Origin of the sequence: Polyangium sp. y55x31, from assembly GCF_029946505.1 — a bacterium.
In the GTDB taxonomy this organism is placed as follows: domain Bacteria; phylum Myxococcota_A; class Polyangia; order Polyangiales; family Polyangiaceae; genus Polyangium.
Genome location: NZ_JARZHG010000009.1, coordinates 309,237 through 325,931, shown reverse-complemented (window position 1 = coordinate 325,931; position 16,695 = coordinate 309,237). Strand labels below are relative to the sequence as shown.

The 16,695-nt window shown below is 65.6% G+C and carries 10 protein-coding genes; 8 read left to right on the top strand and 2 right to left on the bottom strand.

Annotated features, from left to right (window positions below):
- Positions 1 to 72 precede the first annotated feature (72 nt).
- The 5 genes from QHF84_RS19130 (at position 73) to QHF84_RS19110 (ending at position 6,204) form a co-directional block, all read left to right on the top strand.
- Positions 73 to 1,179, top strand: a complete 1,107-nt coding sequence (locus QHF84_RS19130; RefSeq protein ID WP_281314765.1) for a metal ABC transporter substrate-binding protein — start codon at positions 73 to 75, stop codon at positions 1,177 to 1,179.
- Positions 1,176 to 2,003, top strand: coding sequence for an ATP-binding cassette domain-containing protein (locus QHF84_RS19125; RefSeq protein WP_281314764.1), 828 nt, complete (start codon positions 1,176 to 1,178; stop codon positions 2,001 to 2,003). The genes QHF84_RS19130 and QHF84_RS19125 overlap by 4 nt, the downstream gene beginning before the upstream one ends.
- Positions 2,004 to 2,009: 6 nt before the next feature.
- Positions 2,010 to 2,831 carry a metal ABC transporter permease gene (locus QHF84_RS19120; RefSeq protein ID WP_281314763.1) on the top strand — a complete coding sequence of 274 codons (822 nt, stop codon included), beginning with the start codon at positions 2,010 to 2,012 and terminating at the stop codon, positions 2,829 to 2,831.
- On the top strand, positions 2,828 to 4,162 hold the full coding sequence (locus tag QHF84_RS19115; RefSeq protein WP_281314762.1) for a hypothetical protein: 1,335 nt from the start codon (positions 2,828 to 2,830) through the stop codon (positions 4,160 to 4,162). The genes QHF84_RS19120 and QHF84_RS19115 overlap by 4 nt, the downstream gene beginning before the upstream one ends.
- Before the next feature lie 383 nt (positions 4,163 to 4,545).
- Positions 4,546 to 6,204 carry a hypothetical protein gene (locus QHF84_RS19110; RefSeq protein ID WP_281314761.1) on the top strand — a complete coding sequence of 553 codons (1,659 nt, stop codon included), beginning with the start codon at positions 4,546 to 4,548 and terminating at the stop codon, positions 6,202 to 6,204.
- Positions 6,205 to 6,965: 761 nt separating this feature from the next.
- On the opposite strand, the gene QHF84_RS19105 is transcribed toward QHF84_RS19110, so the two are convergent.
- Positions 6,966 to 7,301 carry a hypothetical protein gene (locus QHF84_RS19105; RefSeq protein WP_281314760.1) on the bottom strand — a complete coding sequence of 112 codons (336 nt, stop codon included), beginning with the start codon at positions 7,299 to 7,301 and terminating at the stop codon, positions 6,966 to 6,968.
- Between the two features lie 24 nt (positions 7,302 to 7,325).
- Here QHF84_RS19105 and QHF84_RS19100 point away from each other — a divergent pair, with 24 nt between their 5' ends.
- Positions 7,326 to 9,821: a helicase-related protein gene (locus QHF84_RS19100; RefSeq protein ID WP_281314759.1), complete on the top strand. Its 2,496-nt coding sequence runs from the start codon at positions 7,326 to 7,328 to the stop codon at positions 9,819 to 9,821.
- A gap of 433 nt (positions 9,822 to 10,254) precedes the next feature.
- On the opposite strand, the gene QHF84_RS19095 is transcribed toward QHF84_RS19100, so the two are convergent.
- Positions 10,255 to 11,172: a hypothetical protein gene (locus tag QHF84_RS19095; protein ID WP_281314758.1), complete on the bottom strand. Its 918-nt coding sequence runs from the start codon at positions 11,170 to 11,172 to the stop codon at positions 10,255 to 10,257.
- A 109-nt stretch (positions 11,173 to 11,281) separates the two neighbouring features.
- Between QHF84_RS19095 and QHF84_RS19090 the strand changes: the two genes are divergently transcribed.
- Together QHF84_RS19090 and QHF84_RS19085 are read left to right on the top strand one after the other, a co-directional pair.
- Positions 11,282 to 15,187: a hypothetical protein gene (locus QHF84_RS19090; RefSeq protein WP_281314757.1), complete on the top strand. Its 3,906-nt coding sequence runs from the start codon at positions 11,282 to 11,284 to the stop codon at positions 15,185 to 15,187.
- Positions 15,184 to 16,680, top strand: coding sequence for an outer membrane protein transport protein (locus QHF84_RS19085; protein WP_281314756.1), 1,497 nt, complete (start codon positions 15,184 to 15,186; stop codon positions 16,678 to 16,680). The genes QHF84_RS19090 and QHF84_RS19085 overlap by 4 nt, the downstream gene beginning before the upstream one ends.
- The last annotated feature ends 15 nt before the right edge of the window (positions 16,681 to 16,695 follow it).

Below are 16,695 nucleotides of genomic sequence, written 5' to 3'. Positions count from 1 at the left end.
GCCTGCTTGACACGAACTCCCCCTCGCTTCGATCCTGCCGCCCCGGTCCTCGCCCGGGGGGAAGCCTTGTTCATGACGCCGAGACTCGCCACGGTTCTGCGATCCATCGTCCTCGTCCTCGTCGTGCTCGTCGCCGCGGCCTGCAACCGCAGCAAGGACGGGCCCGCCGCCTCCTCGGACAAACCTCGCGTCGCGGTCTCGATCTTCCCGCTCTGGGACATCGCGCGTCGCGTCGCGGGTGACGGCCTCGACGTCGTGCTCGTGCTTCCGCCGGGCCGCTCCGAGCACAGCTACGACCCGACGCCGAAGGAGATGGCGCAGGTCGCGAAGAGCAAGCTCGGCGTCTCGGTCGGCCTCGGCATGGATGGCTGGCTGGAGAAGATCGTGCGTGGCGCCGCGGGCACGGACGTGCCGATCGTGCAGCTCGGCCCGAAGGCGAACCCGCGGCGCATGACGGCCGAAGAGGTCGGCGCCGAGGCCGCGGAGGACGGCGAAGACCACGACGAGAAGGGCCACGACGATCACGACGCCGACAAGGCGAAGCACGAGAAGGAGCACGACGAGCACGCCGATGGTCGCGAGCACGACGACGGCGATCACGCGCCGAAGCCCGAGCCCAAGGGCGCGGCGAAGGGCGAGCACGACCACCACGGCCATCACCACGCGCACGGCGCCGAGGACCCGCATTTCTGGCTGGATCCGGTGCGCATGAAGGCGGTCGTGCCCGAGCTCGTGGAGGCCTTCTCGAAGCTCGATCCGAAGGGCGCCGAGGGCTACAAGGCGCGCGGCAAGGCGGTCGAGGCGGAGCTCGACAAACTGCACGCGGACCTCGAGGCGCGGGCGAAGGGCTGGACGAAGAATACGATCGTCACGTTCCACGGCTCGATGGGGTATTTCGCGGAGCGCTACGGCCTCACGATCGCGGCCGTGATCGAGCCCTTCCCCGGCAAGGAGCCGACGGCGCGGTACGTGAAGGACGTGCTCGGCGCGGTGGAGAAGACCAAGCCCGCGGCGCTTTTCTCCGAGCCGCAGCTCGATCGCAGGCCCGCGCAGGTGATCGCCGATCAGGGGAAGTTGCCGCTCTTCGAGCTCGATCCGATCGGCGGCAGCGCCGGCGCCGAGACCTACGAGAAGCTGCTCCAGAAGAACGCCGACGTCCTCGACAAGGCCCTGAAATGAGCGCCGTACACGCCGAAGCGGAGGGGATGCCGCAAGGGCATTTCACGCTCCCCGATCCATCGCTGTCGCGGGTGCTGGAGGTCGAGAACCTCATCGTCGACGTGCCCGGGCGGAGGCTGCTCGACGGGATCTCGTTCTGGGTGCCGAAGGGCGAGTTCGTCTGTCTCTGCGGACCGAACGGCGCGGGCAAGAGCACGTTCCTGAAGACGGTGCTCGGCCTGATGCCGCCGACGAGCGGTTCGATCCGGATCATGGGCAAACCCGCGCAAAAAGCGCTGCGGGAAGTGGGCTACGTGCCGCAACGCAAGACGAGCGACATGACGTTCCCGGCGCGCTCGATCGACCTCATCGTGGCGAGCATGCGCGGGAGCTGGCCGCTGCGCATCCGCGAGGAGGAGCGCGCCCGCGCGGCGGAGATCCTGCGGCACGTGGGCGGGGAGAAGCTGCTCGAAAAGGAGATCGCGCGGCTCTCGGGCGGCGAGACGCAGCGGGTGTTCCTGGCGCGGGCGCTCGTGAACAAGCCGTCGCTCGTGATCCTGGACGAGCCGACGGCGGGCGTCGACGTGAAGGGCCGGGCGGAGTTTCTCGATCTCTTGGCGGAGATCTCGGCGAGCGACGAGCTCGCGGCGATCCTCGTGACGCACAACCTGGCGGCGGTCGCGCGGTGCGCCGAGCGGGTGGTGTATCTCGATGCAGGGAGGGTCTCTGCGTGGGGATTGCCGAGCGAGCTGCTCGGCCAGGCCTCGCTCTCGGCGATCTCGGCCGTGGCGGGCGGCGATCACGCGGCGCATTCGCATCACCATCATTTGCCGGACGAGGAGTGAACGTTCGTGGACGCGTTGCTCGAGCCCTTGCTGGTGCCCTTCATGCAGCGGGCGATGATCGCCGGCGCGGTGGTGGGTGGTCTCTGCGCGATGATCGGCGTGTTCGTGGTGCAGCGGGGCCTGTCGTTCATCGGCGACGGCCTGGCGCACGCGGCGTTCGGGGGCATCGCCCTCGGCCTTTTGCTCGGCGTGTCGCTCGAGCGAATGACGTGGGTGGCGCTGCCGTTCACGGTGCTGATCGCGCTCGGAATCGGCTACGTCCTCAGGCGCGGGAGCCTGCGCGGGGACGTGGCGACGGGCGTGTTTTCGGCGGTGTCGTTCGCGCTCGGCGTGCTCCTCCTCGGGCTCCGGTCCACGGACGGGCCGCAAGTGAACGTGGAGACGGTGCTCTTCGGGAGCATTCTCGCGATATCACCGGATGATCTGATCACGGTGGGCGTGGTCGGCGTGGTGACGGCGGTCTTGCTCGCGTTCACGTGGACGAAGCTCGCGTATGCGACGTTCGACCCGGAGCTCGCGGCGCTGTCGGGCGTGAAGGTGGCCGCGCTCGATTACATGCTGCTCGCGCTGACGGCGGTGGTGATCGTGGTGGCCGTGAAGACGGTGGGGATCGCGCTGGTGAGCTCGTTCGTGGTGATCCCGGCGGCGACGGCGAAAATGGTGGGCCGGAGCATCGGGCGGGTGGCGCTTCTGGCGATTGCGATCGGAACGATCGGGTCGTCGATTGGATTGATTCTTTCGTACCACGCGAACGTGGCCAGCGGGGCGACGATCATCCTGACGCTGGGGGCCGTGTTTGGGCTCGCGCTGTTGTTGAGGAGGCGGTGACCCACAGCATGGTCTTTTTCACGAAGATCGACGATCGAGCGAAGGTGAAGGGATCTCGGGATCCGCTCGGCATCGAGCCCATCTGGAGCGCCTTCGGGCGGGAAGTCGTAGGAAACCTGACGACGGTCACGACCTCCTTACGTGGGTTCACGACGCTCGTCTTGGGCATGTATTTTGTGGATCGCCTCGTTGAGCGCGGGAGAGTGAGTGAGGGAGCACGTCTCTCGTTGTTCCTGCGGGCCGAGCAGCTCGCGGCATACAGCCGCCACGCAGCAGGACAAGAAGGACTCAGGGGAGAGCTGCGTGGAATCGAGCGGGTGAAGGACCGCCTTGCGAGCGGGGGAAGCGTGAAGATCTCCGCGGACCCCGCGCATCAGATTTTGAGCGATCAGCGAACCTACGGCTTGTGGGGCTTGTACAGTCAAGCGGCGCGCAAGAGCGGCATCTTCGACACCTACGCGCAGAAGCTGACGCCCGACGCAACGGACTTCGTCGAGCTCTTCCACGCAGGCAAGCTTCGCGGCTTCAGGAAGGAGATCGAGGATCTCATTGGTAAGAAGGAGGCCGCGACCTTCGACCCGTACAACAAGCACAGGGCTTGCGCCGCCACGCTCGCAAGACAGCTCGCGCCGAAGGTCGAACAAGAAGAGCGAGACTATTACATGAAGACGCTCGTCGAGGGCGGCGAGGGCATGCCTCCGGTCGTTCGGGCGCGGCAATCGGAGCTGTGGGAGACCATGGCCGAGGTCTACGATTCGAAGCGCGTGCCGTGGAACAGTTGGTTTGGCATGAAAGACCTCCGCGAGCTTGAGCATCGTGCGGAGAAAGCGGGGCGCGGCGCGCTTGCCGAGCGCCTCTCGTACATCCGCGACGTCGAGCCGCTCCTCGGCGCGGTGGCGCGGCTCTTCGGTTATCTGATGCGCTGCGGGGGCCGCTCGGTGAAGGCGGTCGCGAAAGATGTGGAGGACACATGGGGAAAAGGGCTCGTTCATCTCGAGCCGGAAGCGTTGCCGCGAGGTGCGATCATGATTTTCGATCACGCGGCCTCGGACAAGGCCCGCGGGCGTATCGTCGACGCGGGCAGCGCGATGCAGGCTGGGAAGTATAGCGACGCCATCCGCCTCGTGCTCGAGCAGAACGAGGCCGTCATGAACGCGCGAGGGGGCGCGGCCCCGTGGGTGAAGATCGACCGCGGCAAGCTCGACGTCCGTTTCCGTGGTGATGACTGGCCCTCGCTCCCCTCGCGCAGCGAGATGCCGGATCTCTGGACGAACTCCTACTTCCTGAACAGCTTGAAGGCGATCGGTCGCTCCGTCGTGGGGCGTGCTTGATGCAAAGCCCCATTCCCGAGAATTCGCTTTGCGATGCGCTCCGTGACGCCATCGGCGAGGGCCGCGTCGTGGCCGCGGCCTTCACGACCTACGCGTTTCAGCCGGCGTTTTTCGAGGAGAACGTGCTCCCTGTCCTCTGGGACAGGACGTTTTCGCATCATCCTCGCGCGCGGCTGATCGAGGTTGGTAATGCCTTGCGCGACGTGATGACCGAGGTCGCGGTCTATTATGATCCGGCCGGGCTCGACAAGGTCGCCTCGCCGCGCCTCGGCGTGACGTACCGCGCGGTCGTTCGGCGAAGAGGGACGAAGTTCCACCCGAAGGTCGTCCTCGTCCTTGTCGAGGGAGATGGTGCGAAGCGGCCACGAAGGCTCGTCGTTTGCGTGTCCTCGGCCAACCTCACGGAGCCCGGATATTTCACCAACCTCGAGTGCTTCCACATCGAAGAGGTTGCGGCCGAGGCGAGATGTTCATTTCGGGACGACCTGCGCCACTTGCTGAGCGCAATCCGGAGCGACGCACCAGAAGGCGAAGAACACACGGCGCTTGACACCATCGATGTGTTTGTCCGCGAGCTTTTGCCTGACGAGCGCAAGAAGACACGGCTCTTCGTTGGACAGAACGAGCTCACGGAGTTTCTTGGCGAGGTGTTGGCTCGGGGCGTACGGAATCGGTGTGGGCTGGAAGTCGTATCGCCCTATTTCGATGACACGGACGCAGCACCCCTTCGTGCGCTCGCGGACGCCCTCGCTCCTACAGAAATTCGTGTCTACCTGCCGACGGACGACGAGGGCAAGGCGTCTTGCTCCGCGGAGTATTTCGAGGCCGTCAAGAGCATCGCTACCTGGTCGGACCTGCCGGCCCAGCATCGCAGGTCGTCCGAAAAGGATACGAAGGCGGCTCTTCGCCGTGTGCACGCGAAGCTCTACAGGATCCTGGTACAGGACGGCAGAGAATACTCGCTCGTCGGCTCGGTGAACATGACGAGCGCGGGGCACGGGAGCAACCGGAAGGGAAACCTGGAGGCGGCATTCCTCGTTCTCGAGAAGTACGCCGAGGGCCCGCGTCCCTTGCTTTTGCCACTCGGACGAGCGCGGCCCAAGGCCTTCACGGACCCGGAGGAGGCCGACGCCGGGGACGACGTGGACGAGCCCATCGTTCTTCCGTTGTATCTCCGTTATAACTGGGAGACCCAGCGCGCAGACTATTTCTGGGATGGGAAGGTGGCGGCTATTCCCCGGCGAATTGGGATCTCCTTGGCGGGCGCGCCGATCACCACCATCGCGACCGTCAAAGCGAACCAATGGGTAAATTTTCCGGACGATGTATCCCGCTCCATCGGCGAGAAGCTACGCGGCACGTCGTACGTGACCGCGAAGGCGGATGAACTCCCGGAGGTCATCGTGCTCGTGCGAGAGATGGGTATGTCCGAGAAACCGTCCTATGCAGAGGGGGTGCGGTGGACGGCGGAGGACATTTTGCGGGCCTGGTCGTCGCTCAGCGAAGAGCAACGACAGATTGCGCTGGAGCGCTCTCTCGAAACCATGCCGCTCGGCGGCTCCGTGGCGCGGGCAGGTGCGACTCCGAAGGAAGTCGAGAAGAGCCTATTCGATGGCGTCGCGGGGATCTACCAAGGCTTTTTTCGCCTCGAAGATCGGGTGGTTCAGGCCATCAAGGACAAACGGCCGAGAGAGGCTGAGTTTCTACTCTTCGGGAAAGGATACGATACCCTGCCCGCGCTCCTCAATCACGTCATCGAGGACGAGAAAGGGGATCGCGTGCATCGATACGTCACGCTCCTGTCGGCGCGGGTTCTTTTCGATCGCCTCGACCGGCTGGGAGACGACACCATTTCGGACTTCCTTTCGGAACGGTCGAAGCGACGTCGAGAGTTGGAGAGCAAGCTTGACCAGAACATCGACGTCATCCGCGCGACGTTCACCTTCGACGACGTCGAGCATCGTCGGAGGTTCTTTGCGTGGTTCGATCGCTGGTTTCGTAGAAGTGTAGAGCGTGGAGACGACGTGGAGGACCGGGGATGAGAAAGCCCATCACGCGAATCGGTCTCTCCGAGGCGCGGAAACTCCTGGACTTTCACGCGAAGGGGCCCATCGGTCAGGACCTGGCTGACGGTCAGCTTCGCGGCACCGTGGCCCTCCACAATATCCTTGCAACACAAAATTTTGCCTACCTTGCCGATGAAGTGGGGATGGGCAAGACGTACGTTGCTCTCGGCGTTTTGTGCATGCTCCGATTCGCGCATCCGGATTTGCGCGTTCTCGTGATTGCGCCCAAGAAAAACATCCAGGAGAAGTGGATCAAGGACTGGAAAAATCTCATCGCCACAAATTATCTCGCCACGGACCTCGTCGTGAAATCCTTCGGCGGCGTTCCTGCGCGTCCTGCAGTCGCCTGCAACAGCCTGATTGAATGGGCAGACGAGGTCGTGAAGAACCCGGACCGAGATGCGTTCTTGCGGCTTCCGAGCTTCAGCTTCGGGCTCGCGCACGACAGCGGGGCGGCGGGGGAGAGCAAGAGGAAGATGCGCGACCAGCTCGTGCGGCTCGGGCCGATGCTCGAACGCTCGGGCCTCGACCTGCGTTCGCTCCAGGACAACGACGCGTTCAAGGACGCGTATGCGCGAAGCATCAACGCGCTGCTTCCACATTACGACCTCGTCATCGTGGACGAGGCGCACAACTTGAAACATGGGTATGGCGATGCCGGCCGCGTGTCGGCGCGCAACCGCCTGCTCGCAATGACGCTGGGCTCGGCCCCGGACGGCGCACACGATGCGTTTCCATTATGGGGGAAGCGCTTCGATCGGGTGCTCTTTCTCTCGGCGACACCCCTCGAGAGCAGTTACGACGAGCTCTACCGTCAGCTCGCGCTGTTTGGGTTCGGGGAGCAGGCGCAGGCCCTCCTCGGCGAGGACGCCGACAAGCGAGCGAAGGAGTTCATGATCCGCCGGCTCACGCGCCTTCATATCGGAGGGGTGCAGCACACGAAGAACATGTACCGCCGCGAGTGGCGGGGCGGGGGCGTGAGGACACACGACGAAGCGCTCGAGATCCCGGACGATCAGCAGCGGATGGTCGTCGCGCTCGTCCAGCGAAAGGTCGCGGAGGTCATCCGGCATCCGAAATTCGACAAGACATTTCAGATGGGCATGCTCGCGTCGTTCGAGAGCTTCGGACAAACGGCGCGCAAGAAGAAGCGCGGAGCCTCGGGGGAGGACGGGAACTTCGAGGGCTCGGATCAAGCGGAGACCGATGCCGAGAAGGAAGGTGCCGACGTCGGCGTCATCGAGGGGCTGCGCAAGTCCTACTTCAAGCACGTGGCCCCGCGGCCCATGCCGCACCCCAAGATGGATTGCGTCGTCGACAGCCTTCGAGCGGTGTTCGAGGATGGCCAGAAGGCGCTCGTGTTCGTCCGGCGCATCGCTAGCGTCCGTGAACTCGGCGATAAGCTCAGGGACCATTACGACGCGTGGATCGAGGAGACGCTTTGCTGCGAACTCCCGGACATGCGGGCCGAACTCGGTAAAGTTTTTGATGATTACCGTACCTGGCGCCGCAGCCGGATGGGTATTTCGCGCGTTGAAGGGGAGGTCGTTCCCGTTGAGGAGGACGATGGGGCGGCGCCGCGCATCGCCACGGACGAGTCGGGAGACGTCGACGATCCAGACGATGACGTGACGTTCTTTTCGTGGTTCTTTCGCGGCGAGGGGCCGGAGAAGCGTTTCTCCGGCGCTTCCTTCCGCAACAACCAGCTTCAGGGAGATTCCTCGCCATTCGGCACGTTCTTCGAGGAAAACTACGTTATTCTCTTGCTCGGTGCCGCTGCGGACGAGGATCCGCTGGGGGCGCTCTCCCGGGCGACGGAGCAGGATCGAGCGAGCCTCTCTGAGCGGCTCCGGCAGCTTGCCGCGGCGAAGGTGCAGGGGAGACGGGGCGAAATTCCGCGGCGGGCGATCTTCGAGGCGTATCAGGCCGCGGCGCTCGTCGTGCTTGCGGGTGCGCGGCGCTCGTTCAAGAGGTGGGCGGATGCGGAAGCGCTTCTCGATTTGCGATTTCCCGGCACGAAGCGGGAGTCCGATCGGATGGGTCGAAGCTCCTTCCCGGACCCTGACGAATATCTCAAGATCCAGACGTTTTTTTCTGAAGTGCAGAGGCGTCCGGCGCTTGCACAGGTGTTCTTTCCACGGGCGCCCGATGGGCCCGCGAAGTTTGCGCTCGACCGAGAGCTGCGTCGAGAGTTGCTCTCGCATACCGCGCGGCTCGGGCACGCCTTCATTACGTTATGGGCGCTCGCGGCTGAAATGCTCGGCTCGCTCGAGGCGAGGCGAGCCGAGCGCGGCCACGACATCGTGTCGAGGTTGCTGAAGAAGTACTGTGACCGCCTCGCCTCCGAGATCGGTCGAGGGGGGCTCACTGCGATGTACGAGCTGTCGAGCGTATCGCAGAACTTCGACGAGATCGTCCGCCTCAACTTCCCGGAGGCGAAGCGGGCCAAGGATACGGCGTCCATACGCAAGGAGCTGCGCAAAGAGCTCTCGGCGCAGCGCCCGGTCGCCGGGATGTTCGGCGGTGTCACGCCGCGCATCGTGAAGCAATTTCGGATGCCGGGGTATCCGCTCGTCTTGGTGTCGACGGACGTGGTGAAGGAAGGGGAGGACCTTCACACGTTCTGCTCGAAGGTCATTCACTACGGGATCGCCTGGAACCCTTCCGAGATGGAGCAGCGGACAGGTCGGATTGATCGGATAGGCTCGGCGACGCACCGGAGACTCGGGGCGCTGGAGCGGCCGGTGCGCGCGGACGAGAAGCTCGAGGCACAGTACCCATACCTTGGAGAGACCGTGGAGCGGCTCCAGATGGCGCGGCTCTTCCGGAAAATGAATCGCTTCGTCCGAACCATGCACCTGTCCTTTGGAGGCGAGGAGCTCGGGAGCAGGGGCCGCGAGTCGGCGGTTCACGTGGACCAGGCATTCGCCGGTGATGAACGCGATACGGCACCCATCGAGGGATTACTCGAGACGAAATTCGAAATCGACGAGAAGCTCCTCTTGCGGGGGGCTCAAAAGATCGAACCGAGGGAGCGGCAGGAACGTGCGGAGGCGTGCGTCGACCGCTTGTCGGCGCTTCTCGAGTCGCTCGGAAAACGAATTCGAATCGATTGGCACGATGAGAAGCGCGAAGCGCGCGTGGGCACGACGTATCGACAGGGGCCACGCCTCCTCGGTCCTCGAGACGGAGCCGTTCCCGGCGAGAACGGCGTCAGGCTGCAGCCCTTTCTGCTCTATGTCGAGGGGGCGCCGATCGAGGGACGCGCGCTCGTGCATCTGACGAGTCCTGTTGGCAAGATCAGCGAAGACACAGCGCTGGCTGAGCTCCTGCAACATCAGGAAGAATCACTGGGCGCCCGCATCTGTCTCGTCACGGAGAAGGAGGGCCTGCAGAGCTACACGGTGACCGTAGAGGGAGATATCTTGCTCGATCCAGCGACGACAGAGGTGGAGGAGCTCTGCGATCTCTTCGCGGCAGTTGCGCTTTGTGCGGACGACGTGGAGCAGATGCTCCTGCCGGATGCAGATCGTGAGTACAGGACGTTCGAAGAGGATCTGAAGAAGGAGCGGGCGACGGTACGTGATGGATAGGTCTCTAAGAGCTGCCTGTGCCCGGTCGGACGAGACAGCGAGATTCTCCCTGGAAGGGAGCGTCGTGACCATCGTATGGCCCAGATCAGGGCGAGGGCACGAGGTGCGCTGGGAGCACGATGCTCGCAGGGACGCGCTCGTTTTGCGGGCGATCGTCGCGCGTGCCGGGCAGATTCAGAACATCCGCGACGCCGACCTGGCGAGGATCGTCCTCCAACAAAACCGCGCCACGCGCGTCGTCACCTTCCGGCATGTGGCGCGGTGGGGGAGGATCGAAGCCACGGTGCTCTGTCGCGCGAGCACAGCCTCGCCGGAGGAGATACGGTTTTATCTGCTTGTCCTCGCGCGGGAGGCGGATCGACTGGAACTCCTGCTCACGGGCGCCGATGCCCCACTCCCTGGAACGTCGAGGGGATAGGGCATCTCGAGGAAGTCAGCCCTCGCCAAACCAGATCCGCGCAAACACCCGCGGACGCGCCTTCCCGATCGGCCCCGCTGCCTCCTCGTCCGACACCAGGATCGCCGCCACACCCGCGGCGTCGTCCCGCGCGAACGCGCGCAGCGCGACCCGCGCCCGTTCGCCGGCGAAGCTCGGCTTGCGGTAGGCGATCTCCGCCGCGCGCGCGAGGAGCGGGTTTTTCCGCCCGTGGTCCCATAACCGGCGGAGCGCGGCTTCCACGAACAGGCGCGGATAGACCAGCGAATTGACGTGTTGGTTCGAGTCCGTATGGTCGAGCCCGAAGATCACCGGCGCCTCGTCGAGCGTGAATTCGTCGTCGAGCCAGCGCGCCCCCGGCGGCAGCTCGATCGAGGCCTCGGGCGGTCGCCACGTGTAGCGATCGGGCGGCACCTCGGGCAAACCCGGCGCCGAGATGCGCGTGACCTTGCGCGCCTCGGGCGGGCCGAACGGGCGCGTGATCACGTGCTCCGCGAAGACGCGACCCGCGAGCAGGCGCTCGCCCGCGTTCGCCGGCGGAGGCCCGTGCGTCCGGCCCGCTTCGCCGTACACGTTGCACCACATGTTGAGCACCAGCCGCTCGACCGCTCCATTGTCTCCCACGGTATGGGCAAGCTGGAACTTTCCCTCCCCCTGGATGGCCGACATCACCGACAGCGGGCCCTCGCCACCCTCGATGACGAAGCGGCTCAGGATCGGCAAGACGCCTTCCGCTGCGAGTGCAGCCGTCGCGCCTTGCTGCCATACCGCTCGCCATACCGATGGCCCGAGCACCACGGGCATCGCATCGAGCAGTAGTTTTCCGTTCTGGCTAATGTCCTCGTAACGTATGACCAGCGGCCCCGATGCGTGTTGCGCGGCCGGGACCTCGGGTTCCGCGGGGATGAACGTCATGCGCGGCGAGATGTAGCAACCTTTGGCCGTCTCGCCCGTGACAATTGTCGAACGACGTCGTTCCTGGTGAGCCAGGGCTCATGTAGAATGAGCTCGTGGGAGGGTCGCCATGCGCGCTCGTCTGACTCGATCGCCTGTCTTGCGCCGCGTTCTTCGTTCCTTTGGCCTCGCCGCGACGGTCGCTCTGACCGCGTCGTGCCACGAAGGCATCGATACCACCCGGATTGAGCCGCCGAAGGCCACGCTCGGCGACGATCTGTACGGTGTGCTCTGCGATCGTATCGGCGCGAGCTCGCTGACCGAGGATCTCACGGGCGGCTCGTACCACGCGATCTGCCACTACTCGAACCAGGGCATCTACGCGGACAAGGTCGATACGAGCTTCCTGCCGCCCGTGAGCGGGCCCGATCAGGAGAAGGCGCGCGCGCTCGGCATCGCCAAGGTCGAGGCCATGGCGCGGCGGCGCAGCGATCTCGTGCAGGCCTTCAACGCGATCTTCCCCGACGTCGAGATCGACGACGTCACGACCGAGGCCGAGGGCGACAAGGTGCGGCTGCACGACGCGCTCCTCTCGTTCAGCCAGAACCTCTCGCGCCTCTACGAGTCGAATCCGTTCGAGCCCCAAGGAACGCCGACGGTGCCCGCGTCGACGCGCGCGCTCGGCGAGGTCTTCGCCTCGTTCATGCAGAGCGAGCCCGCGCGAGAGGCTTTTTCGAAGATCTGGGGTCGGCAAGGCTACAGGCCGACGGGCGCGTCGCTCGGCGCCGTGCGGCCGCTCCTGTCGTATCCGCGCCTGCGTCCGCTGCTCGGGAGCGCGCTCGACGTGCTCGCGCCCGAGGGCGTGATGGCGCCCGAGCTCACGCAGATCCTCCGCGTCGTGGAGCGTGATCTCGCGACCGCGAAGCCGACGCTCGCGCCGCTCGCGCCGCTCACGGTGGACGCGGCGACCGCGCAGCCGAGCCGGCCGATGGAGACGCTCGAGATGCTCTCGCGGATCATGCTCGATCAGAATGATCGGTACGCCAAGGATCAAGCCGCGGCGCCGACATGGATCGCGCGGCGGGATCGGCGCGGGTTCGTGGTGCCGTACGGCAATGTGCCGGGGCAGGCGGGCACGGTGCCCGCGCCGTTCGCGGATACGAACGGCGACGGGTTCGCGGACACGGACGAGTTCGGGCAGTTCGTGACGGACATCAACGTGCCCGTCGCCGCGCTCGCGCCCTTCAGCCCGCAAGGGACGCCGGGCACGGACACGTTCGGTCGGCCCGAGCCGCAGGTGTACGAATACGTCGATACGTCGCGCACGCTCATCGGAGCGGTCGCGCAGGACCTCGCGCCGCTCGTGGACGCGACGCAGTACGCGCCGAACGAGGGCGAGGACGCGTGGCAGAGCGAGCACGAGACCTTGATGTACGCGGTCGCGGGGGCGACGATGCTGCTCGGGGATCGCGAGGACGCGGTCTACGATCTCGAGACCGAAGAGGTCAAACCCGCGGGGACGGAGTGTGCGAGCTGTGTCCCGTATCGGCGTTTCAAGGCCGATACTTCGCCGCTGCCGGATCTCGCGCATGCGCTCGGGCAGATCCTCGCGGATCCGGAGTCGGACGCGCTCGTGCTCGGGCTCATCGATCTCGTGGAGAACCACGAGCAGGAGCTCGCGCGGCTGCTCGGCGCGGCGCTGAAGATCCGGAAGATCGCGCTCGATCACGACGCGCTCGCGGCGCAGGGGAAGGAGAAATTCGCGCAGATCCCGTACGAGGCGCCGATCTGGGACGAGATCGCCCAGGTGATGGGGCGGATCACGCAACGCCCGGGGCTCACGGCGAAGCTCATCGGATCGTTCGGCGATCCGGCGTTCGTCACGCCGACGGGCGGCGTCTCGCACATGGGCGAGTCGCTCATGCGGCTCATGACGAACCGCGACGAGCTGACGTATTACGACGACGACCTCAATGGTCCGGCGTGGAACGTCACGACGAACAATACGCTCGATCCGTCGACGCCCGTGGATCGGACGAAGCCGGTCGCGGGGGAGAACCGCTCGTGCTGGGAGCGGACGCTCGACATCATTCATCACGCGAACAACGTGAAGGCGTGTAACAAGCAGGGCGCGAAGGTGAAGGCGGCGCTCGGCGGGATTTCGCTGACGTGGCCGCTGATCGGCAGCTACGACGAATGCGAGCTGCTCTCGTTCGAGAATCTCGCGGTGTTTTACCTCGACTCGGTGCTGCCGGCGAACCACCCGAAGCGGTCCGAGTTCAAGATCAAGGCGGGCGAGCTCGATGCGCTCCTCGACTTCCTCGGCGTTTTCACGAGCAAAGATGGGCTCTTCGAGCAGTCGTCGGGCATCACGGGCCTCACGCTCCACCCGGAGCCGAAGGCGCTGAACCGGCTCGTCTTCTTCGGCGCGACGTCGGATCAGTTCAGCGTGCTGCCGGACCTCGACCTCTACATCCTCGGCGGCAATACCAAGAACAAGAAGACGAACGATTTCATCTCCAACCTGATCGAGCCCGTCCCCACCGTGGTTTGTCCGCAGACGCAGCTCGATACACGCAAGTGTTCGACGTCGGCGGACATCCTCAGGCTGCGCGGAAAGAATACGCTGTTCGTCCTCGAACGGTTCGGCTTCTACGATTACCTGCGGCCGCTCGTGACCACGTTCGCGAATGCCTCGTCCAACGCCGACGGCGAGGTCATGTTGCTCGACCTCATCGAGATCCTGAAGCGCCACTGGCCGGGGCCGGATCACGGCGCGGAGTGTGATTCGAGCGGTGATGCCCAGTCGAACCCGATCTATTGCTCGGGCGCGGGCGTGAACACGTACGAGCCGATCCTGGCCTACGCATTCGTGACCGACATCGTGCCGGCGCTGCACGAGTTCTCGAAGGCGATGCGCGACGTCTCGAAGGTCACGGTCGCGCGCGGGCCAAACGCGGGCAAGGTGCTGACGGGCGCCGACGTGCTCGAGAAGACCGCGCAGATCCTGTTCGACCCTGCGTACGCCGAGGCCGCGGGGATGACGGATCGAAAGGGGAACAAGGGCACGACGTGGGTGGACGGGACGCCGCAGGCCCAGCACACGGTGTTCACGTTGTTTGCCGATGGTCTCCACGGCATGGATCTACGCTTCGACAATGCGTGCGGCTGCTCCGGGAAGACGGGGCAGGAGCTCGCCGATTGCCAGGCGGCATACGACACGTGCAAAGTGGACGCGGATCGGCGCAAAGGGCAATGGAAGCGGGCACGTTCGCAGCTCGTGGATCAGTTCCTCGCCGTGGAGGGCGAGGGCGCGACGGCGAAGTTCGCGAACCCGGCCATTCCGCGGGCGCTCGCGACGACGCTGCGCGTGTTCCGCGAGCAGGTGAACGCGCATTGCCCGGACCGCGAGAACGGGACGCCGTGCACCTGGGCAAAGGAAGAGCTCGGCAAATCGCTGGCCGATGGGCTCGATAGCCCGATGGTGGCCGCGCTCGTGGATCTTCTCGAAAAGATCCGGCAGGACGAGACGGCGCGGCGCGAGCTCGAACGGCTGCTCGATCATCTCCTGTCGTCCGCGAGTGACGGGCAGGCGCTCGAAGCGACGCTGTCGTCGCTCGCGGACGCCCTGCAAGCGCTGCTCGCCGATACCGAGATCGCGCCGCTCCTCAATGCGGCGGCCCCGGGCGCGCGGCCCGAGGACGAGGCGGGGAACAAGGGCGCATTGCCGGCGGCGCTTCAGCTCCTGAAGGCGCTCAATTCGGACACGTACGACAAGTACCACGTGATGGATCACATCCTGCCGAACCTCGTGACGCCGATGGCGCCGGTGGACGGCGTGGCGAGGCTCTCGCCGCTGGAGATCATCATGGATACGGTGGCCGAGGTGAGCCGCATCGACGCGGCGGCGAACCCGGGGCCGCTCGCGCCCCCCGATTACGAGACGATCTTCGGCTCCGCGCGTGATTTCCTGACGAGCCCGACCCGCGGCCTCGAGCAGATCTACACCATCGTCCAGAAGCGGCCCCGCGAATGACCACGAAATCCTCCCCGCGGAAGCGCGCCCTCGCCCTGGGCGCGCTGGCCGCCGTCTCTCTTTCGCTCTTCGCCGAACCCGCCGGAGCAGCGGGCCTTTATCTGTCGGAGCGAGGCGTGCGCCCGCTCGGTCGCGGCGGAGCGTTCGTCGCGGGCGCCGACGATCTCGGCTCCGTCGTCTACAATCCGGCGGGGCTTTATGACGCCGGGATGAGCGTGCTCCTCGACGCGAGTTACGTTCATTTTTCGAGCGAATACACGCGCCGCACCGTCGTCCGGCAGACGGATCCGAACACGGGCGCGACCGTGAGCGAGGGCGTGAAGACGTTCGATCCGGTGCAGGGGAGCGCGCCGTTCTTGCCGATCCCGACGCTCGGATTTTCGTTCGTCCCGCACGATCAATGGGTCGTGGGCGTGGGCCTCTGGGCGCCGTACGCGGGCATCGCGACGTACCCCGAGACCTCGAACGGGCAGCCCGCGCCGCAGCGATATTCGCTCCTCTCGCTCGAAGGTTCGATCCTCGCGGTGGGCGGCGCGTATGCGGCGTATGCGCCGACGCCGAAGCTCCGGATCGGCGCGGGGATCGAGGTGCTCGCGGGGACGTTCCGGAGCACGGTGGTGTTTTCGGGCTGCGTGCCGGACCGGTTTTTCTGCGCGCCGGAGCAGCCGGAGTGGGACGTGCTCGCGGAGCTCGCCGTCGGGCCGATCATCGCGCCGTCGGCGAACGCGGGCCTGATTTACATCCCGCATCCCAAGGTGCGGGTGGGTTTGTCCGGGCATTTGCCGTTCTGGGTGCGGTCGAGCGGGACGATCCGGACGCGGCTGCCGTCGGCGGCGCCGTTCGCGACGGCGCGGCAAGAAGGCGAGGACGCGGACGTGGCCTTCGAGCTGCCCTGGAACGTGCGGTTCGGCGTGGAGGCGCGGCCGAACGACAAGCTCCGGGCCGAGCTCGCGCTCGCCTACGAGGACTGGGGCGTCCACGATAGCATTCGCGTGAATCCGAACGGGGTCGCGCTGAAGAACGTGGTGGGTTTTCCCGAGACGTATCTTCTGCCGCCCGTGAACCTGCCGCGCAATTTCCGGGGCTCGTTCTCGGCGCAGCTCGGCGGCGAATACATGATCCCCGTGGGGAAGATGCAGCTCGACGTGCGAGCGGGGCTCCGCTTCGAGACGAGCGCGGTGCCGAACGAGTACGTCTCGGTGCTGACGATCGATTCGAACAAGCTGACGCCGTCGATCGGCGCTGGCCTGCACATCGGGCCCGTCCGGCTCGACCTCGTGGTGGCGCACGCGATCATGTTCTCGCAAGACGTCGATCCACGCGAAGCGAAGATCCCGCAGGTGAGCCCGCTCGTGGCGAACCCCGCGCCGCAGCCGAACATCATCAACGGTGGGAGCTACTCGGCGAGCGCGACGATCGTGGGCCTCGGCGCGATGTATACGTTCGGCAAGGCTGCGCCGGCGAAGGCGAACGCCGCGGGGAACGGGACGTAGGCGTCCGCGGACGCA